Source organism: Parabacteroides distasonis, assembly GCF_004793765.1.
Classification (GTDB): Bacteria; Bacteroidota; Bacteroidia; order Bacteroidales; family Tannerellaceae; genus Parabacteroides; species Parabacteroides distasonis_A.
In genome coordinates, this window is sequence record NZ_SRYM01000030.1 from 1 (window position 1) to 20982 (window position 20982).

The following is a 20982-nucleotide window of genomic DNA, read 5'->3' on the forward strand; positions in this document are numbered from 1 at the left end:
ACTCTTTCAATTACTGGATAATGTTTAACCCGTCCAACTTTTGGGGGTCACTTCACTACCAATAAGCAGATAAAGGGACCTTTTTTCAAGGAAAACAATTGCTATTATCCTATCGTTTTTTCTTAGCCTCTTGTTGTTTACGCAACGTCTCCTGCTGTGCTCGTTGAGCCTCTTCCAGACGTTTCATGAAACCGGATTTTTTCATCGGCTTACGCTTGTTTGCCTCCAACTTAGCTAACAATTTATCCTCATCGATCGTATAGCGGAAGATCAATGTCTGCGCAATCGTGATCAACGTAGAGATGAAATAGTAATAGGTCAGACCGGAAGCATACTGGTTGAAGAATACCAAGAACATCAACGGCATCATGTACATCATAGCCTTCATACCCGGCATCTGCTGCTGCCCGGTATTCGTCATCTCCATATTATACTTGGTATAAAAAATATTCGTGATCGTCATCAATAAACAGAACAAACTGATGTGATTTCCGAAATACGGAGTGACAATCGGAATATATTGATTCCAGCTAAAGATAGCGTCGTAAGTAGACAAGTCGTGCGCCCAAAGGAAACTTTGGTGACGTAACTCGATCGCCGACGGGAAGAACATGAATAAAGCGATCAAGATCGGCATCTGCAGCAACATCGGCAAGCAACCGCTCATCGGGCTCGCCCCCGCACGGCTATATAGCTCCATCGTCGCTTTTTGCCGTTCCATAGCCTTATCCTGTCCGGGATACTTAGCGTTGATCTCCTCCACTTGCGGACGCAATACACGCATCTTAGCGGACGAGATATAAGACTTATATGTCAACGGGAAAAGGATGGTCTTCACGATGATCGTCATCAGAAGAATCAAGATACCATAATTATGGATAAACTTACCCAAGAAGTCGAACAAAGGGATCACGAAATATTGGTTCACCCAACGGAAGATCCCCCAACCTAGCGGAACCAACTTCTCCAAATCCAGTTGCTGCTCGGCAACGACTCCTTTATCGAAGGATTTCAACAGGGCGAACTTATTCGGTCCGAAATAAAAGGACAGGTTCGTAGCCTCCTTACCCTGCAAGTCGAAAGGCACGGAAGTGGTCGTCTTAAATCGTTTCAATATGTCTCCTTCGGGAATCGCTTTCGAATCCAAGGTCGTGGCCTCAAAACCTTCTTGCGAGATCAATACGGAGGAGAAGAACATATCCTTATAACCGATCCATTTCAAGCGGTTCGGAATCTGCTTGCTATCGCTCTTCGACTCGCTCATATGTTCCACATCGTCCGCCATGAACTTATAGCTCAAGGTTACGTAACGGTCCTCAAACTTACGTCCTTTTTCCTGTTGGCGGATATCCTGCTCCCACAATAAATCCAAGGCATTCGTGCTCGGTGCCAAGACACCGTTCAATCCCGTACCCAGAATCTGGTATAGCACCATATAATCATCCGGTTTCAAGGTATAGGTAAAATCCAGATGACTACCCTCGCCGGTGTTCAAGCGCATGATCACGGAATTCGGATCATTGCCTTTAACCGGGGTAAAATACAAATCGCTCGTATTCACGACACGGTTCGTAGCCGTGACCAACGTAAAATTAAAATTAGACTCTTTCTCATCGAACAAAACGAGAGGCTCGTCATTATACGTATCATACTCCTTCAATCGTGCGTAACAAATACGTCCACCCTTATTGCTGATACGAAGCTCAACCACGTCATTTTGCAGGGTCGTGTAATCTTCCGTGCCCACCATAGCGTCGCCGAATACACCGAAGCTCTGCCGCAAACGTTGCGCCCGTACCGAATCCGGCAGGTTCTCCAACGAATCCTCCACTAAAGCACTTTTGTTCTCTTGTTTCTGCAATTCCAGTTGCTGGGCATACTCAATCTTCGCGATTGAATCTTGGTAACGACGTTGCGCCTCCAACTGCTCAGGCGTTGGCCGGTTGAACCAGCTAAACGCAAATAATACGACACCGATCAGCAGAAAACCTATTAATGTGTTTTTATCCATTTATCACCAATTATTTTTTATTTTCGATAGCAGCTTTCACGAAGCTGAGGAAAAGAGGATTCGGATTCACCACGGTACTGTTGTACTCCGGATGATATTGAACGCCCACGAACCATTTCAAGGCGGGGATCTCTACCACCTCTACCAGATTTGTCTCCGGATTCTTACCCGTGCACATCATACCGGCAGCCTCGTATTGCTTCTTATACTCGTTGTTGAACTCGAAACGATGGCGATGGCGCTCTTGGATATGCTCCTTGCCATACGCCTCTAATACCTTGGAGCCCTCTTTCAGCGTACAATCGTAAGCACCCAGACGCATGGAACCTCCCATATTGGTGACGTTCTTCTGCTCCTCCATCAAATCGATCACCTTATGTGTCGTGTTCGGCTCCATCTCCGTAGAGTTGGCATCCGCCAAACCTAATACGTCACGAGCAAACTCGATCACCATGCACTGCATACCCAAGCAGATACCCAAGCAAGGGACATCATGCTCACGAGCGTATTTGATAGCGGCAAACTTGCCCTCGATACCTCTCTGCCCGAACCCGGGAGCGATCAAGATACCGTCCATATCCTTCAATTGCTCGGCCGCGTTCTCGTTATTCAATCTCTCAGAATGGAACAAATGCAGATCCAGTTTATGATGATTGTAAATAGCGGCTTGCAACAAAGACTCGTCGATCGACTTATAAGCGTCCTGCAATTCCACGTATTTACCTACCAAACCGATCTTCACCGTATCCGTAGCCGTGCTCTTCAAGGCAAGGAATTCCTTCCAAGGCTTCAACTCGGGGGTCGGACCGACTTCCATACCGACCTTACGCAAGACCACCTCGTCCATCTTCTGGCGTTGCAATACCAAAGGAACCTCGTAGATCGTCGGCACGTCGATCGACTGGATCACGGAATCCTCGGCCACGTTACAGAACAACGCCACCTTACGTAATAAGTTCGCGTTCAACTCACGCTCCGTACGTAAAACCAACACGTCCGGCTGGATGCCTAACTCCTGCAATTGCTTCACGGAATGTTGCGTAGGCTTCGTCTTATACTCTTTCGCCGCTGCGATATAAGGCACGTAAGTAAGATGCACGCAAAGGCAGTTCTTACCCAGCTCCCATTTCAACTGACGAACGCTCTCTATGAAAGGCAGAGACTCGATATCACCCACCGTACCACCGATCTCGGTGATCACGAAGTCAAATTTATACTTGCTACCCAATAATTTCACGTTACGCTTGATCTCATCCGTGATATGAGGCACCACCTGTACCGTCTTACCCAGATAATCCCCTCTACGCTCCTTGTTGATCACGCTTTGATAGATACGTCCGGTAGTGATATTATTCGCACGGGTAGTCTGGACATTCAGGAAACGCTCGTAATGGCCCAAGTCCAAGTCAGCCTCATGTCCATCGACGGTCACGTAACATTCCCCATGCTCATAAGGGTTCAACGTACCCGGGTCGATGTTGATGTAAGGATCAAATTTTTGGATAGTAACCTTGTAACCTCTTGCTTGAAGGAGCTTACCTAAAGAAGCGGAAATAATTCCCTTACCTAAGGAAGAGACCACGCCGCCTGTAACGAAAATGTACTTTGTATCTGCCACGATAGTAATATTTTAGTTATCTTTTTAATTGCACACCTGCATTTCGAAATCGCGAAGTTAGCGATTTTCATCGAGACATGCCAAATTTAATGTTTTTATTTCTTGCGGAATATCTCCGGAACCTACTCGTTTTTTGACAGGACTATTCTGATTCCCGATTCGAAGCACGACATTAAAGGCAGTACTTCTACCAGAATTACTTCAATACTCTGCGGGAAGTACCGGAGTACTTCAAGGGAAATACCTCAGTACTTCCTATGGAGTACTGAGACAAGTCGTATAAGTCTTGCAAGACACACCTTCGGTCTTCGTTTCTTCACCTCGGTGATCGTAACTTTTACCCAGATAAATATCAAATCGTATGTTGTATATCATTCTTTTTAGCTAATTTTGCAACCACTACAATTAATAGATGTAAATAAGGTATTATGATGATGAAGAGGCATGGTGTGTATGCGCTATTATTACTTTCACTAATTGGCAGCTCGGCATACAGCCAAGAGAACCAATTAGTTACCGGAACGATAGTTCAACGTCCCGCACAGCAAGTCGTATTGGATGATACGATTCCTGCGATCAATCTTGACGAAGAGGAATTAGACAACATTGTAGACATTCGTAAGCAATTCGAGAAACAAAACAAGACTTACTCGGCGCCCTTGGCCCCAAGTACGAATTTACTGCGTTTCTTGAAAAAAGACGAACTGGAGATCTCGGACGAGGCAATGTATTGGGCCCGTCTGGTACGAGACGCTTCCACAGTCTTCGATAATACGATGACCTTCCGAGATACCGTGATCGTAAACCCTTTGTTCATGCCGATCGTTTTTCGGGGAGATTACCTACCCAAGAACCTGATATTCTACAACTTCGATTCATTGAAAGAGAGGACTCCCTATGACAACTTATACCAGACAGATTCCATTTTCAAAGATCTGGAACGAAACAAACAGTTCGAGGAGATGGCTTACAAACATGTGCAGAACAATTACCCGACTTATTTCCGCTACTCCGAGAGGGATCTGCCTAATGAGGTGATCAAACCCAAATTCATAAAGAAGAATATTTATGAGGACTTGCCGATCAAGGTAGAGGCTGATGCCAATTTTGAGGACGTAGACGCTCCCGCCCGTTTTATCCCGGAGCGGAGATACTGGATATCGGCCTTCGAGAGCGCCATCCAGTTCTCCCAAAACTATGTTTCGGAGAACTGGTACAAGGGTGGAAGTAGCAACTTGAACCTGTTCACCAAGAACAATTTAAAATACGATTATAAGAAAGACAAGGTACAAGTAACGAACGAACTGGAATTCAAAGCCAGCGTATATACGGCACCGAAGGATACCTTAAGGAACTATAAGATCGGTGACGACGTATTCCGTATACACAGCAACGTGGGTTACCAAGCGTTCAACAGATGGTACTATACGTTCGACGCCGAGTTCAGAACCCAGTTCTTCACCAATTACAAAGAGAATGAGAATATCAAACAGGCCGCATTCCTAGCCCCGTTCTCTATCAATTTCGGTCTCGGTATGAAATACGAGCTGGAGAAACAATTTACCAATAAGCATAAGAAGATTAAATTTAGTGCCAACTTGGCGCCAATCTCCTATACATATATGTATGCGACACAAGAGATCGATTATAGCCGTCACGGTTTCAAGAAAAACGAGGAAACCGGTGAGTTCAATAATAAGCTAAGCCAAATAGGTTCCACGATCCGTGCAGACCTCGCTTTTGATTTCAACCGTAACGTCAGCTGGCAATCCCGTCTTTATTTCTTTACCACTTATGGCGATCATACCATCGGGGAGTTCGAGAACACCTTGGTTCTAGCCATCAGTCGCTTTTTCTCCACACGTATCTATTTTCATCTTAGATATGATGATGGAGTGGAAAAAACAGACGATAACAAGAGTTATTTCCAACTTAATGAGTTGTTAAGTTTCGGTTTTAATTACAAATGGTAAGCTAGGTTTTAAGGTTTCGAATAATAAACTTTGTTAATCGTGACATAGTTTCTAAATTATACTTACTTTTGCCTTGATTTTGCAATGTCGAGATTACAAATATGAGCGAAAGTATAAATCATACAGGATTTGTAGAGAAGATCGATGGTGACACCGTCTTCGTCCGTATTACCCAACAATCCGCATGCTCGGGATGCCACGCACAGTCCATGTGCTCGGCTTCCGAGAAAAAGGATAAGATCATCGAGGTACCCGATCGTTCGGGACGGTTTCACGTAAACGAGGAAGTGATGATATGCGGACAAAATTCCATGGGGCTTCAGGCCGTGTTGCTGGCATTTGTCATTCCTTTGGTGATAATCGTGGGAGCCATCGTGATCGGAACGAATCTACAATGGGACGAGACCACGAGCGGGTTAACTGGTTTATCGCTTTTGCTGCCTTATTACTGTATACTATACTTAATGCGTGACAAACTTAAAAGACGATTTATATTTACTTTGAAAAAACTTAATTGATAATATATCATGATTTTAATTGCCGTTATTTCATTAGGAGCAATCGGGGCGGTCGGAGCGGTTTTCCTCTACGCTGCTTCCAAGAAATTTGAAGTCTACGAAGATCCTCGCATCGCACAAGTACAGGAAGTCCTTCCCGGGGCGAACTGTGGAGGTTGCGGTTATCCGGGTTGCGCCGGATTTGCGGGTGCTTGCGTAAAAGCCGACTCATTAGACGGGTTGCTCTGCCCCGTTGGCGGTGGCCCGGTCATGGCCAAGGTCGCTACGATACTGGGTAAAGAGGCGGGTACAGCCGAACCCATGGTAGCCGTTGTCCGTTGCAACGGAACTTGTCAGGCCCGCCCACGTACAAACTCTTATGATGGAACGAAAAGTTGCGCCATCGCCTCTACCCTTTACGGAGGCGAGACGAATTGTTCTTTCGGTTGCCTAGGTTATGGCGACTGTGTGAACGCCTGCGCTTTCGACGCTATCCACATCAACCCGGCTACGGGTATCGCCGAGGTGGATGAAGAAAAATGTACTTCCTGCGGCGCTTGCGTGAAGGCTTGCCCGAAGAGTATCATCGAGCTGAGAAAGAAAGGACCTAAATCACGCCGGATTTACGTGTCTTGCGTAAACAAGGACAAGGGAGCTGCCGCTCGCAAGGCTTGTGCCAACGCTTGTATCGGCTGTGGCAAATGTGCCAAGGAATGTCCGTTCGAGGCGATCACCGTAACAAATAACGTAGCTTATATCGATTATACGAAGTGCCGGATGTGCCGCAAATGCGTGGCTGTATGTCCGACAGGAGCTATTCATGAGCTGAATTTCCCTCCTCGAAAGGAAGCCGCTCCCGCTCCGAAAGCTACAAGTGAAGAAAAAACAAATCTAAATTAAAATCTAATAGTATGCTAAGGACATTTCGAATCGGAGGTATACATCCCCCCGAGAATAAACTGTCTGCCGGTAAGAAAATTACGGCTCTCGCTACGCCTAAACAGGTGATTATCCCCCTCAGCCAGCATATCGGCGCCCCAGCGCAGGCCGTGGTGAAGAAAGGGGATATGGTAAAGGTGGGTACATTGCTAGCCAAGGCGGGTGGTTTCGTATCAGCGAACATCCATTCTTCCGTATCCGGCAAAGTGAACAAGATAGATAACGCTCTCGACGCTAGCGGATACAAACGTCCCGCTATCTATATAGATGTGGAAGGTGATGAATGGGAAGAGACGATCGACCGCAGCGAGGCCTTAGTGAAGGAATGCTCGCTGTCTTCCAAGGAAATCGTGGATAAGATCGCCGCTTCCGGTATCGTGGGTCTGGGTGGAGCGACTTTCCCTACGCAGGTAAAATTGATGCCACCTCCCGGAAACAAGGCAGAGATCGTAATCATCAACGCCGTGGAGTGTGAGCCTTATCTTACTTCCGACCATTCATTGATGCTGGAGAAAGGCGAGCAAATCCTAGTCGGTGTCACGATCCTGATGAAAGCGGTCAACGTGAACAAGGCCGTGATCGGTATCGAGAATAACAAGCCGGACGCTATCGCCCATCTGCAAAAGTTGGCGGTAAATTATAAAGGTATAGAGATTATGCCGCTTAAGGTACAATATCCGCAAGGAGGCGAGAAACAATTGATCGACGCCGTTATTCGCCGTCAGGTAAAAAGTGGCGCGCTTCCTATCTCGGCGGGTGCTGTGGTACAGAACGTAGGAACCGCTTATGCCGTTTACGAGGCGGTACAAAAGAATAAACCGTTGTTCGAGCGTGTGGTGACGATCACGGGTAAGGCGGTAGCAACCCCTTCCAATTTCTTGGTTCGTATGGGAACACCGATCAGCTGCCTGATCGAGGCCGCAGGTGGCCTGCCCGAGAATACGGGTAAGATTATCGGTGGCGGACCGATGATGGGTAAAGCGTTGATCAGTGCCGAAGTGCCGGTTTGCAAAGGAAGTTCCGGCGTTTTATTACTGACGAAAGAGGAGTCTGTCCGCAAGCCGATCCGAGACTGCATCCGTTGCGCCAAATGCGTAGGTGTCTGCCCGATGGGATTAAACCCTACCCTATTGATGAACGCCACGGAATTCCAGAATTGGGAATTGGCGGAGAAGAACTATATCACCGACTGTATCGAGTGCGGGTCGTGTAGTTATACCTGTCCGGCCAATCGTCCGTTGCTGGATCAGATCCGGTTGGGTAAAGGAAAAGTTATGGGTATTATCCGGTCTAGAAAGTCATAAAACAAGAGCAACATGGAAAATAATTTATACGTATCGCCCTCGCCTCACATCCATGGTGGCGACAGCATAAGCAAAAATATGTATGGTGTACTGATTGCCCTTATCCCGGCTTTCTTGGTATCCCTTTATTTCTTCGGTCTGGGAGCGTTGATCGTTACGGTCGTATCGGTTCTGGCCTGTATGATATTCGAGTATTTGATCCAGCGATTCCTGATGAAAAAGGAACCGACCCTTTGCGATGGCTCCGCTATCCTGACAGGTGTATTGCTGGCCTTCAACCTACCTTCCAACCTTCCGGTCTGGATCATTATTATCGGAGCGTTGGCGGCGATCGGCATCGGCAAGATGTCTTTCGGTGGATTAGGTAATAATATTTTCAATCCGGCGTTAGTCGGACGTGTATTCTTATTGATCTCCTTCCCGGCACAGATGACGACTTGGCCGGTGGTAGATGCCTTGAACGTTTTCCCTATGACTTATACGGATGCCCAGACTGGCGCAACGGTATTGTCATTGATGAACGAAGGCGTGACCGAGCTTCCGTCTTACGGGAATATGCTTGTAGGAGCTATGGGAGGTAGTCTCGGTGAAGTGAGCGCCGTGGCCTTGATCCTCGGTCTTTTATTCATGCTATGGAAAAAGATTATCACTTGGCAGATCCCGGTATCCATCTTGGCTACCGTATTCGTGTTCACGGGCATCATGCACTTGGTGAATCCGGTACAATACGCCAGCCCGTTCGTTCACTTATTATCCGGCGGTTTGTTATTAGGCTCCATCTTTATGGCGACCGACTACGTAACCTCTCCGATGAGCAAGAACGGAATGCTTGTCTACGGCGTGGGAATCGGAATCCTTACCACGGTGATCCGTTTGTTCGGATCTTACCCGGAAGGTATGTCGTTCGCTATCCTGATCATGAACGCATTTACTCCGCTAATCAACAGCTATATCAAACCTAAACATTTCGGAGGAAAGTAAGCATGGCAAAATTAAAATCAACATTACCCAATATGCTCCTTTCGCTAACAGGTATTTGCTTGGTAGCAGGGGCGATCCTTGCCGGAGTGAACCAGTTTACCGCCGGCCCTATAGCGGTAGCCAAAGCGACCGCCTTGGAGGAAGCGATTAAAGCCGTTGCTCCCGAGTTCAACAACAAACCGACTGAGGACGTCTATATGGCCGTCTCCTCCGATGGTGATTCCCTCAAGATTTATCCTGCCAAGAAAGGCGGACAAGTCGTTGGCGGAGCCGTGGAGAGTAATACGAAAAAAGGCTTTAGCGGTGAGATACGGGTTATCGTAGGTTTCGATATGGATGGCAAGATCTTGAACTATTCCGTATTGCAACACGCCGAGACTCCGGGTTTGGGAGCCAAGATGCAAGAATGGTTCCGTGCGGACAAGAACAAGCAAAGTGTCTTGGGACGTACGATTCCGGACGGAGGCTTAAAAGTAACAAAAGATGGTGGCGACGTGGACGCTATCACGGCAGCGACAATCTCCAGCCGTGCGTTCCTCGATGCCGTGAACCGTGCGTATAGCGCATTCGCTGGCGTAGACGGACTAACGGGTGCCACTTCAACTGATAACAAATAAAAAGGGAGGACAGAACAATGAGTAATCTAAAAATATTGATGAATGGTATCATCACGGAGAACCCGACATTTGTATTACTGTTAGGTATGTGTCCGACCTTGGGAACGACCTCTTCGGCCATCAACGGCATGAGTATGGGATTGGCTACGATGTTCGTATTGATTTGCTCGAATATCGTGATCTCCGCCTTGAAAAACGTAATCCCCGACTTGGTGCGTATCCCGGGATATATCGTTGTGATCGCGACGTTCGTAACCGTCGTGCAGATGTGCATGGAAGCGTTCGTCCCGGCTTTATACGCTAGCTTGGGATTATTTATCCCGTTGATCGTGGTAAACTGTATCGTACTAGGACGTGCCGAGGCTTTCGCCGCAAAGAACGGCGTAATCCCATCCGCTTTCGACGGAATCGGTATCGGACTGGGCTTCACGATGGCTCTTACGCTGCTGGGCGCTTGCCGTGAGTTCTTGGGGACCGGTAAATTATTCAACGTAACCTTGATGCCCGAGGAATACGGTTCGCTGATCTTCGTATTGGCTCCGGGAGCGTTTATCGCCTTGGGTTATTTGGTAGCAATAGTAAACAAACTGCGTAAAGCTTAATAAACGGATCATATGGAATATATATTGATATTTATCGCCGCCGTATTCGTTAATAACGTTGTACTGGCACAGTTCTTGGGAATTTGTCCGTTCTTGGGGGTATCTAAGAAAGTGGAGACCGCCGCAGGTATGGGAGCCGCCGTTACGTTCGTGCTTACGATCGCAACGATTGTTACCTTCCTCGTGCAAAAATACATATTGGACGCTTTCGGATTAGGGTTCATGCAGACGATCAGTTTCATCTTGATCATCGCCGCCTTGGTTCAGATGGTGGAAATCATATTGAAGAAGGTCTCTCCCGCTCTTTATCAAGCGTTGGGTGTATTCCTTCCGTTGATCACCACGAACTGTTGTATCTTGGGTGTGGCTATCCTTGTAATCCAAAAAGAGTATAATTTATTAGAATCTGTGGTATATGCTATCTCGACCGCTATTGGATTTGCGCTAGCTTTGATTATCTTCGCGGGTATTCGGGAACAACTAGCCATGACACACGTTCCGGAAGGCATGAAGGGTACTCCGATCGCCTTGATCACGGCAGGTTTGCTAGCTATGGCTTTTATGGGATTCTCGGGTATCGTATAACAAACTTATCTAAATGAACACTAGAATGAAAAAGAAGATTTTAGTAGCGGGCGGAACCGGTTATATCGGCTCACACACCACAGTAGAATTGCAGAACGCCGGATATGAGGTAGTCATTATCGACGATTTGTCAAACTCGAATATCGAGGTACTCGATGGTATCGAGAAAATTACGGGCATCCGTCCAGAATTTATCCAATTGGATCTAAAGGATAAGGAAGGAACTCGCAAGGCATTGGAAGCTCACCCGGGTATCAAAGGTATTATCTTGTTTGCCGCCAGCAAGGCGGTAGGAGAATCCGTACAGCAACCATTGAAGTATTATCGCAATAATATTGTCACGTTGGTGAACTTGTTGGAGATGATGCCTGAATTCAATATCGAAGGTATCGTATTCTCTTCCTCTTGTACGGTATACGGACAACCGGACCCGGAAAACTTGCCGGTGACCGAGAACGCCCCGATCAAACCCGCTATGTCTCCTTATGGAAACACGAAGCAGATCAACGAGGAGATCATCCGGGATACGATCCATGCGGGAGCGCCTTTCAAGAGCATCATCTTGCGCTACTTCAACCCGATAGGCGCTCACCCGAGCGCAGAGATCGGAGAGTTACCAAATGGTGTTCCCCAGAACTTGATCCCGTACTTGACACAAACGGCTATGGGCATCCGTAAGAAACTAAGCGTATTTGGCGATGATTATGATACAGCAGACGGTTCTTGCATCCGTGATTATATCAATGTCGTAGACTTGGCGAAAGCACATGTAATCGCTATGGACCGTATGCTTGAGAACAAGTCCGATGAGCATATCGAGATATTCAACCTAGGTACCGGCAATGGTGTTTCTGTCCTTGAACTGATCAATACCTTCGAGCAGACAACCGGCGTTAAGGTTCCGCACAAGATCGTGGGCCGTCGTGAAGGTGATATCGAGAAGGTATGGGCCAATCCAGAGCATGCGAATAAGGTATTAGGCTGGACCGCTAAGGAGACTTTAGCCGACACCCTGCAATCCGCATGGAACTGGCAGAAACGTTTGCGGGAACGGGGCATCCAGTAAATCCGACGACGAGACGGGATACTTCCTAAGATAACGAGAGGTTGCGTGCCAAGGTTCATCCGGATGCGCAGCCTTTTTTTCGTCCGGGCCCCATGCAAGGAAGAATTGTTTTTTTCTGAAAAAAATCTCCACATTCTTTTACATTTTCATACGAATTCCATTACCTTTGGAACGCATCAACTTACATAAGTTTTTCAGATTTTTAGATTCCTTTGAGTCCCTCTCGCAATCAACTTAGTTGATATATGTTACATCTATTACTATTTTTTAATAAAAAACTTTATCATGAACACAAAACATTTAAAACTATCAGTTTTATTAGCAGTTTGTTTAATATCCTCTTGTACTAATGAGGATATGGGAATTCAATCTGTAAACGATCAGAAGCCAAAAAACACCAACATATTAAACATTGACGAGGCAAAAAACTTATTAGAAGATTTCGTTGCCGATGCTTTCACCAAGTCTAAATCATCCTTTGAAATCAAGGAGCACAAGACAAAGACTCTGTACATCGATAATACTGAAGCCTTGCCAGTATCAGTAAAGGATACGATCCCTGTTTATGAATTCACAACCGAAATGGATGGACAAAAAGGCTACTCTATTGTTGTAGGAGACAAAAGAATAGAAAAAGTTCATATCTGTACCCATAGGTTCTTTATCGGATACATCGTTCATTGAACCTTTGCGGTTATATATCCAAGATATACCAATGTTAATCCGACAAGACCTACAACAATATTACGCAGATATACAAGAGAAAGCAGTCCAAACAAAAATGACCGCAGAAACTTGCTATAAATTCACATCTACGACATGGGGACAAGGAAGCCCATATAATGCAAAATGCCCAATAAAGTGTGACGACAATGCTCCAGCTGGATGTGTTGCAATCGCAATTGCTCAAGTTTTAGCATATCACAAAGTTCCATCTACCCTCAATTGGAGTGCGATCTTAGCAAGCGACAAAACAACGTCTTCATCAAGTACTACCGTGAAAAATCAAGTAAGTACTCTTATCGCAGAGATAGGAACAAAAATAAATATGCAATATGATTGTACAGAAAGTGGTGCTAATACTGCAGATGCACCCAGTCTCCTACATTCTTATGGATTAAACTCAGGATCACTAATTCCTTTCTCTATTCTAGATTGTAAATATGCGCTTGAGAATGGAGGACCCACAATTATGAGAGGACAAAATAGCGGAAGTACTTCCGGACATGCATGGGTATGTGACGGATGGAAACGTCATATCTACGACGATGCCACCTATTATGACTATTTAAGCATGAATTGGGGATGGGATGGTTCATCCAATGGTTTCTATCTAGTGGAGAACCCTATTTCTTTTAGCGCAGGAGGCCATTTATTTAATGAAGGATTCAAGATAATCCATATATACAAATAATACTAACCTATAAATTAAAACATCATGAAGAGAAACATCTTATTCCTTACCTTGTCAGCCCTGTGCATCCTCTCCGCTTGCTCCAACGATGACGAGGAATGGAGATATGGCGAGGAGCAAGCGCTCAACGCCACGGAACGGATCCGCATAGGAGCGGTGTACGACGCAGCGGAGAGCTTCTCGCCGATCCGATTCCCGAAAGAACAAACGCTGAGCTTCGGGGAAAACGATTTCACGATGACTGCCCAAGGCAGCATCTATGATGAGAAATCGAACAGCATGTGCGACACCACCATCACCACCCACGGGAGCTACGAATACAAGCATCCCACGCTGCGAATGACACCGGAAGCGAGCCTTCCCGCCGTGGAGGCCTGGATATCGGCACAAAACAAGATCTGTTTTTACGATTCCGAGGATTTCTTCGAGTTCCAACGGAAATAGCCGGCTGAAACGGAAGCCTTCGGCACCCCTCCAAAGACTCTCAAAAATCCCATGTCCGGTAACGGCGTAGTCCTATAATATAAAGAGAGAGGCATGGTCTTCATTGATCATGCCTCTCTTTTTAATTTCCTACACGGATTGTCAATCCAGCTTATGAATCACCAGACCAGAGCGAAGTTTCGGTTCGAACCACGTCGTCTTCGGCGGCATGATATTACCCGTATCGGCGATATCCATCAATTGCTTCATCGTAACGGGATACAAAGCCAAGGCAACCTTCATCTCACCGCTATCCACACGGCGTTTCAATTCACCCAGGCCACGGATACCTCCCACGAAATCAATTCGCTTGTCTGAACGTAAATCCTTAATGCCTAAAATCTCATCCAGAATCAAGTTCGAAGAGATCGTGACATCCAATACGCCTATCGGGTCATTATCATCGTACGTACCGGGCTTAGCGGTCAAAGAATACCATTTCCCTCCTAAATACAGGGAGAAATTGTGCAAGGCACTCGGTTTGTAAATAGCAGAGCCCTTCTCCTCTACCACGAAGTTTTTCGTTAATCTCTCAACGAATTGTTCCTCGGTCAAGCCGTTCAAGTCTTTTACCACACGGTTGTAATCGATAATGGTCAATTGGTTGGCCGGGAAGCAAACAGCCATGAAATAGTTATACTCCTCGTCTCCCTTATGACCCGGGTTTTGCTTGGCCTTCTCCGCTCCTACCAAAGCAGCGGCGGCGGAACGATGATGTCCGTCGGCAATATACAACGCAGGCATCTCCCCGAATAACTCCGTGATGCGGGCGATGTCCTTATCCTCATCGATAATCCAGAACGTATGGCCGAAACCGTCTAATTTCGCCACGAAATTATATTCGGGCTCACGAGCCGTATATTTCATAACGATAGCATCTAGCTCTGAGTTGTCGGGATAAGCGAAGAATACCGGCTCGATATTAGCGTTGTTGACACGTACGTGTTTCATGCGATCCTCCTCCTTGTCACGGCGGGTCAGCTCATGTTTCTTGATCGTGCCATTCATATAATCGGGAACATAAGCCCCGACTACCAACCCATATTGAGTCTTGCCATTCATGGTTTGGGCATAAACATAATAGCATTCTTTCTGATCCTGAACCAACCAACCTTTTTCCTGAAAATTATTGAAATTGGCGGCGGCCTTCAGGTAAACAGCCGGATCATGCTCATCCGTCCCTTCTGGGAAATCGATTTCCGGTTTAATGATATGGTAAAGGGATTTCTCGTTTCCTTCCGCTTCCGCACGAGCTTCTTGCGAGTTCAATACGTCATAGGGACGGGAAGCCACCTCCTCTATAAATTCTTTTGGCGGACGGACTCCCTTGAAAGGTTTTATTTTTGCCATGGTAATTAAATCTAATTGGTTTATGTATCAATGTAAAGACGGGGCGTGCCCCGTCTCTACAACCGGATATTCTTATTTATTAACCCGATACTTTTCATTGCCATTCACCAAGAAATCAACGATCTGCTTGGCGGCGGCGATACCAGCGTTGATATTAGCCTCGGCGGTCTGGGCACCCATCTTTTTCGGGGTGCTGAAATAACGACCGGCATATTTCTCGGCCAATTCCGCATGGATAGCGGGCATAATATCTGTCAAGTACTTGAAGTCCGGACGCTCTTCCAACATCTTAGCGAGGCCAGCCTCATCCATCACCTCCTTACGAGCCGTATTCACTACTATAGCTCCCTTCGGCATGGAATTCATCAACTCGAAATTGATAGAACCCTTCGTCTCAGCTGTAGCCGGAATATGCAAAGAGACGATTTGGCAAGCCTTGAACAAGTCCGCCGTAGAAGCCACAGCCTTCACACCATCGGCCTCAATCACGGAAGCCGGACAGAACGCGTCGTAAGCGTAAACCTCCATTCCGAAGCCTTTAGCGATACGAGCCACGTTACGACCCACGTTTCCATAAGCCAAGATACCCAATTTCTTTCCTTTCAACTCTGTTCCGGAAGTTCCGTTATAGAAATTACGAACCCCATACACCAACATACCGAATACCAATTCGGCGACTGCGTTAGAGTTTTGTCCCGGCGTATTCATCACGCATACCTTATGGGCAGTAGCCGCATCCAAGTCCACGTTATCATACCCCGCACCGGCACGAACCACGATCTTCAGGTTCTTAGCGGCATCCAATACCTCAGCGTCCACCTTATCGCTACGGATAATCACGGCATCGGCATCCTTAACCGCATCCAGCAATTGCGCCTTCTCTGTATATTTCTCCAAAAGAGCCAGTTCCATACCAGCGCCTTCCACTACCTCTCGGATGCCTTTCACAGCGACAGCGGCGAAAGGTTTCTCTGTAGCAACTAATATCTTTGCCATGTCTGAATCCTCCTTGATTAATGTTGTTTCTCGAACTCTTTCATGCAAGCAACCAAAGCCTCCACGCTGCTCTTCGGCATTGCGTTATAAAGAGAGGCACGGAAACCACCTACAGAACGGTGTCCCTTGATACCTGCCATACCAGCGGCAGTAGCATATTTACAGAACTCATCCTCCAACTCCTTATACTCATCATTCATCACGAAACAAACATTCATGATCGAACGATCTTCCTCTGCTACCGTACCACGGAACAACTTATTGCGATCGATCTCATCGTATAAGATCGCTGCGTTCTCAAGATCCTTCTTCTCCATAGCGGCGATACCTCCTTGTTCCTTATACCATTTCAAGGTCTGTAAAGCCGCGTAAATAGGCAATACAGGAGGTGTATTGAACATGGAATCCTTTTTAATATGGGTAGCATAGTTCAACATGGTCGGGATCGGACGGTCTACATGCCCTAAAGCGTCCACACGAACGATAGCCAAAGTCACGCCGGCAGGAGCCAAGTTCTTTTGAGCACCCGCATAGATAATATCATATTTGGAAATATCGATCGGACGAGAGAAAATATCGGAAGACATATCGCAAACCAAACGTTGCTTCACATCCGGATCCTTACGCATCTCTGTTCCGTAAATCGTATTATTAGAAGTAAAATGGAAATAATCCGAGTCATCAGCGATCGCATAACCCTTCGGGATGTAAGTATAGTTCTTGTCTTTGGAAGAAGCGACAACATCTACCTCCCCAAACAACTTAGCTTCCTTGATAGCGTTCGAAGCCCATGTGCCGGTATCCAAATAAGAGGCTTTCTTATTCAACAGATTGTAAGGAACCATACAGAACTGCATGCTGGCGCCACCACCCATGAATACAACCTCATAGCCTGCCGGAACATCCAGTAATTCCTTGATCAACGCACGTGCTTCGTCGTTTACGGCTACAAACTCCTTACTTCTATGAGAGATCTCAAGAAGTGATAACCCCATACCCGCAAAATTTTCTACCGCAGCGGCTGTATTCTTAATTGTATACTCGCTCAAGATAGAAGGACCTGCATAAAAATTGTGCTTCTTCATACCAATGTCTTTTTAGAATGTTATTATAAATAAAGTAACTATTTTTTCAAAAACAGGCGGCTAATGTAACTATTTTTCCTCATTTGCCGACACTTTTCGAGCATTTTTTAATTTACAATCAGAATATGTCAATTAAAAACGATTTCCCCAAAGACGCCTCATTTGCTCAATTAGTTTGTGTTCGGCCGGATTTTCCTGTCCCTTCCACAAACGTTCGCCCAAAATTTCCTTCGGAAGATATTCTTGCTTTACAAAATGATTTTCGTAGTCGTGCGCATATTTATATTCCTTGCCATACTCCAATTCAGCCATTAATTTGGTAGGCGCATTGCGTAAATGAAGCGGTACGGGTAAATTCCCAGTCCGGTTAACAAGTGCCAAAGCGTCGTTGATCGCCATATAGGCCGAATTACTTTTCGGGCTGCAAGCCAGATAAACGGTCGTCTCGGCCAGAATGATCCGGCCCTCCGGCCAGCCGATCTTCTTCAAGGCATCGAAACATGCGTTCGCCAGCAAAAGCGCATTCGGATTCGCCAATCCGATATCCTCAGAAGCGGAGATCACCAACCGCCGTGCGATAAACTCAGGGTCTTCTCCCCCGGCCACCATACGGGCGAGCCAGTAAATGGCGCCATCGGGATCGCTACCCCGGATCGACTTGATAAAAGCGGAGATTATATCGTAATGCATCTCCCCTCCCTTATCATACGCCGCAGGGTTCTCCTGCAACCTCTCCACTACCTTCTCATCCAGAATCTCAATATTGTCACTCTCCTCGGCAGACACCACCAGTTCCAGAATATTCAGCAACTTCCGGGCATCTCCTCCCGAGTAACGTAACATGGCATCCGTTTCCGTCAGCCTTATGTTTTTATCCTTCAGAACGACATCCTCGGCGATCGCCTTATGCAATAGCGTAAGCAAGTCATTCTTGTCCAGCGATTTCAACACGTACACCTGACAACGGGATAACAAAGGACGGATTACCTCGAACGAGGGATTCTCCGTGGTTGCCCCAATCAGCGTCACCACGCCCGTCTCCACGGCGTTCAGCAATGAGTCTTGCTGCGACTTACTGAATCGGTGTATCTCATCAATAAACAATATCGGCGATACCGTATTGAAGAAGCGGTTGCTCTTGGCCTTCTCTATCACCTCCCGCACGTCCTTCACTCCCGAACTGATCGCGCTTAACGTATAAAAAGGCGCATCCAACTTATTCGCTATGATCTGCGCTAAGGTAGTCTTCCCGACTCCCGGCGGCCCCCACAATATAAAAGAGGGAACCCGTCCCGCATCAATCATCTTCCTCAACACGGCTCCCTGGCCTACCAGGTGCTTCTGTCCGATATAATCATCCAACGTCTTCGGACGTAATCTCTCTGCTAATGGTTGACTCATCATGGAAGCAAAAGTCGGACATTTTATTTACTTTTCAAAGGATAAGTCAAGAAATTTATCGTATAAAAAGAATGTTAAACAACAGGAAATAGTAACATAATGAAAGAGCAATCATCACAAACACACTTTTACCCATATAATATACTAACATTATGACAATAAAAATTTAACATTCCCTTAGTTCCCTATCCTTTTTATCCCGTACTTTTAGCGATATCTTCTTAACACATTATACCTTTTTTCTTGAAGCATTAAATATCTATCAGCTGGTGCATGATCGTCCAACAGTTGGTGCATGATCATGCAACGACTGTTAGATGATCATGCACCAATTGTTAGATGATCTATATTTCCATATAAAACCAATAAGCCTTCCAAGGAAATGGGATAAGGGAAGCTATCAAAACATGTAAGATATATAACAAAAAAAGATGCCCCTCCATAATCGGAGAGGCACCCTATACATTATATTATATATGTTAGATTAGCGAGTTCCGCCAGCCCACCATACAGGCTCTGAATATACGTATTGACCGTCGCCATAAGCGGCTTTTACTTCCGGATTTGATACCACGTCACTATTACCATAAGGCATACGAAGAGGGAATTTTTTCGCATTCGCCAATGTCACGAAATTCTCTCCTAATCCTTTCATTCTACGGATATCATTAAAAGTCTCGGTAGCCTCTCCCGATGCTCCCCACAAAGCCAGATATTTCTGGATCATGGTCTCTTTCAAAGGATTTACAGCAAACAGCGGTTTAACTTGGTTATCGAAATATGTATTGGCCGTCTCCTCTGTCATTTTTTCTGAATTCACGACCATTTTGCTACCCATATAAGTGATAGCAGAAGAGACACTTCTTTCAGCATTTGCGATTCCGGCAGCTACCGCCTCTTTCAACGCTTTCTCGGCGTCAGACGTACGGTTTAAGCGACATAACGCCTCAGCTTGCAAGAATTTCAACTCATGATAACTCATCAACATCGTAGGAGCCGTGTTTGAGTATACAAAGGCGGAAACACCATATTTCTGCATATTCTGCTCAGGAGTACCATTCGGGGCCGGAACTAAGTTCTTATCAGCAGAGCCTGTAACCTGTACGCGTTTCTTGTCAGCCGTAGTAGGAGAAAGCATCACTCTTTCCAATCGAGGATCTTTACGCTCAATCAACTTGTCCGTCAAGCTCTGGCTATTGGCAAAACCAGCGCGAGAATCGAAGTAACCAAAGAATGGGTTGATATTATTCGCATCATAGACAGCGTATGCAGCCTCGTCATCCGCAGAAGTAAAAGATTTTGATACATAGTCCAAAACCTTATTCAAGTCAGCTTGCTTATCCGTGGAACGATTGATCAGACGCATCGTATAACGAGCCTTCAAACCATAAGCGAATTTAATCCATTTCTTGGCATCTCCATTATACAAATAATCATACGTACCAACCGGTGAACGATCAGACTGATTCAAATCCTCGATCGCCTTGTCCAAGGAGGCCATTATAGAGACATAAATCTCCTCTTGCTTATCTATTTTAGGATTCATATTCACCGGTGAGCCATTCTCATCCAATAAAGAAGCTTCACTATAAGGTGTATCTCCAAATATATCCGCCAATAGAGCGCCATTGTAAGCTTCCATGACCTCAGCGATACCTCTCGTCACTAAATTTCCCTCATCACGCTTACCTTCTTGACATTGACCGATAATAACACGAGCGTTCTTCAAGCTTGTATAAACATTTCCCCACGCATTCTCAAACGTAGAAGAGGCAGAAGGCTCATTCAAACGAATTTCCGCGTTATATAACTGGTTTTCGATACCCACTTCATATTCCACGTAGGAAGATGAATAGGTATTGAAGTCTCCGCTAACGTTGGAAAATGCAGTAGAAGTAATCAAGTCGGCCAAGATAAATTTGCCATCCACGCTATTTGTATGGCTCGTATCTTGGTTAATCCGATCCATTACATCCTCGGAACATCCAGCCAATGCCAAGGATACGGCCGACATAACAGCCAACCCTTTAAATGATTTTATTATTGTATTCATATATATC

19 protein-coding genes are annotated in these 20982 nt (G+C 45.9%); 12 read left to right on the forward strand and 7 right to left on the reverse strand.

The genetic code is table 11. From position 1 onward, the window contains the following. Nucleotides 1–109 precede the first annotated feature (109 nt). Nucleotides 110–2011 (reverse strand): membrane protein insertase YidC, encoded by a 1902-nt coding sequence (yidC, locus tag E5342_RS11175; RefSeq protein ID WP_121735031.1) that lies wholly within the window; start codon nucleotides 2009–2011, stop codon nucleotides 110–112. A 10-nt stretch (nucleotides 2012–2021) separates the two neighbouring features. Then, nucleotides 2022–3629, reverse strand: coding sequence for a CTP synthase (locus E5342_RS11180; protein WP_135959386.1), 1608 nt, complete (start codon nucleotides 3627–3629; stop codon nucleotides 2022–2024). 428 nt (nucleotides 3630–4057) lie between these two features. Between E5342_RS11180 and E5342_RS11185 the strand changes: the two genes are divergently transcribed. The 12 genes from E5342_RS11185 (at nucleotide 4058) to E5342_RS11240 (ending at nucleotide 14051) form a co-directional block, all read left to right on the forward strand. After that, nucleotides 4058–5602: a DUF3078 domain-containing protein gene (locus E5342_RS11185; RefSeq protein WP_135959387.1), complete on the forward strand. Its 1545-nt coding sequence runs from the start codon at nucleotides 4058–4060 to the stop codon at nucleotides 5600–5602. 101 nt (nucleotides 5603–5703) lie between these two features. Then, nucleotides 5704–6120: a SoxR reducing system RseC family protein gene (locus E5342_RS11190; RefSeq protein ID WP_121735034.1), complete on the forward strand. Its 417-nt coding sequence runs from the start codon at nucleotides 5704–5706 to the stop codon at nucleotides 6118–6120. A 9-nt stretch (nucleotides 6121–6129) separates the two neighbouring features. Continuing rightward, nucleotides 6130–6999: a Fe-S cluster domain-containing protein gene (locus tag E5342_RS11195; protein WP_121735035.1), complete on the forward strand. Its 870-nt coding sequence runs from the start codon at nucleotides 6130–6132 to the stop codon at nucleotides 6997–6999. Between the two features lie 11 nt (nucleotides 7000–7010). Next, nucleotides 7011–8342: an electron transport complex subunit RsxC gene (gene rsxC, locus E5342_RS11200; protein ID WP_121735036.1), complete on the forward strand. Its 1332-nt coding sequence runs from the start codon at nucleotides 7011–7013 to the stop codon at nucleotides 8340–8342. 12 nt (nucleotides 8343–8354) lie between these two features. After that, complete coding sequence (locus tag E5342_RS11205; protein WP_005855664.1) at nucleotides 8355–9323, forward strand: RnfABCDGE type electron transport complex subunit D; 969 nt, start codon at nucleotides 8355–8357, stop codon at nucleotides 9321–9323. A 2-nt stretch (nucleotides 9324–9325) separates the two neighbouring features. Further along, nucleotides 9326–9940 (forward strand): RnfABCDGE type electron transport complex subunit G, encoded by a 615-nt coding sequence (locus tag E5342_RS11210; RefSeq protein WP_121735037.1) that lies wholly within the window; start codon nucleotides 9326–9328, stop codon nucleotides 9938–9940. A 17-nt stretch (nucleotides 9941–9957) separates the two neighbouring features. Continuing rightward, entirely contained in the window at nucleotides 9958–10542 is a 585-nt protein-coding gene (locus tag E5342_RS11215; RefSeq protein ID WP_005865370.1) for an RnfABCDGE type electron transport complex subunit E, read from the forward strand. 12 nt (nucleotides 10543–10554) lie between these two features. Beyond that, nucleotides 10555–11127, forward strand: a complete 573-nt coding sequence (rsxA, locus tag E5342_RS11220; protein ID WP_005855659.1) for an electron transport complex subunit RsxA — start codon at nucleotides 10555–10557, stop codon at nucleotides 11125–11127. A gap of 25 nt (nucleotides 11128–11152) precedes the next feature. Beyond that, nucleotides 11153–12193 carry a UDP-glucose 4-epimerase GalE gene (galE, locus tag E5342_RS11225; protein WP_121735038.1) on the forward strand — a complete coding sequence of 347 codons (1041 nt, stop codon included), beginning with the start codon at nucleotides 11153–11155 and terminating at the stop codon, nucleotides 12191–12193. A gap of 285 nt (nucleotides 12194–12478) precedes the next feature. Then, nucleotides 12479–12877, forward strand: coding sequence for a hypothetical protein (locus tag E5342_RS11230; RefSeq protein ID WP_135959388.1), 399 nt, complete (start codon nucleotides 12479–12481; stop codon nucleotides 12875–12877). A gap of 97 nt (nucleotides 12878–12974) precedes the next feature. Continuing rightward, on the forward strand, nucleotides 12975–13607 hold the full coding sequence (locus tag E5342_RS11235; protein WP_160217481.1) for a C10 family peptidase: 633 nt from the start codon (nucleotides 12975–12977) through the stop codon (nucleotides 13605–13607). A gap of 24 nt (nucleotides 13608–13631) precedes the next feature. Further along, on the forward strand, nucleotides 13632–14051 hold the full coding sequence (locus tag E5342_RS11240) for a hypothetical protein (RefSeq protein WP_135959389.1): 420 nt from the start codon (nucleotides 13632–13634) through the stop codon (nucleotides 14049–14051). Between the two features lie 141 nt (nucleotides 14052–14192). Here the strand turns inward: E5342_RS11240 and E5342_RS11245 are convergent, their stop codons facing one another. From E5342_RS11245 to E5342_RS11265, 5 genes are all read right to left on the reverse strand, one after another. Further along, a complete protein-coding gene (locus tag E5342_RS11245; protein WP_121735042.1) occupies nucleotides 14193–15440 on the reverse strand; it encodes a DUF1015 domain-containing protein in 1248 nt (415 codons plus the stop codon). A 72-nt stretch (nucleotides 15441–15512) separates the two neighbouring features. Then, nucleotides 15513–16436, reverse strand: coding sequence for an NAD(P)-dependent oxidoreductase (locus E5342_RS11250; protein WP_005855649.1), 924 nt, complete (start codon nucleotides 16434–16436; stop codon nucleotides 15513–15515). Between the two features lie 17 nt (nucleotides 16437–16453). After that, nucleotides 16454–17521, reverse strand: a complete 1068-nt coding sequence (gene serC / locus E5342_RS11255) for a 3-phosphoserine/phosphohydroxythreonine transaminase (RefSeq protein ID WP_121735043.1) — start codon at nucleotides 17519–17521, stop codon at nucleotides 16454–16456. A gap of 132 nt (nucleotides 17522–17653) precedes the next feature. Continuing rightward, nucleotides 17654–18925, reverse strand: coding sequence for a replication-associated recombination protein A (locus E5342_RS11260; protein WP_135959390.1), 1272 nt, complete (start codon nucleotides 18923–18925; stop codon nucleotides 17654–17656). 481 nt (nucleotides 18926–19406) lie between these two features. Continuing rightward, the gene (locus E5342_RS11265; protein WP_135959391.1) at nucleotides 19407–20975 is read right to left on the reverse strand and encodes a SusD/RagB family nutrient-binding outer membrane lipoprotein; all 1569 of its coding nucleotides are present in this window, start codon (nucleotides 20973–20975) and stop codon (nucleotides 19407–19409) included. Nucleotides 20976–20982 lie beyond the last annotated feature (7 nt).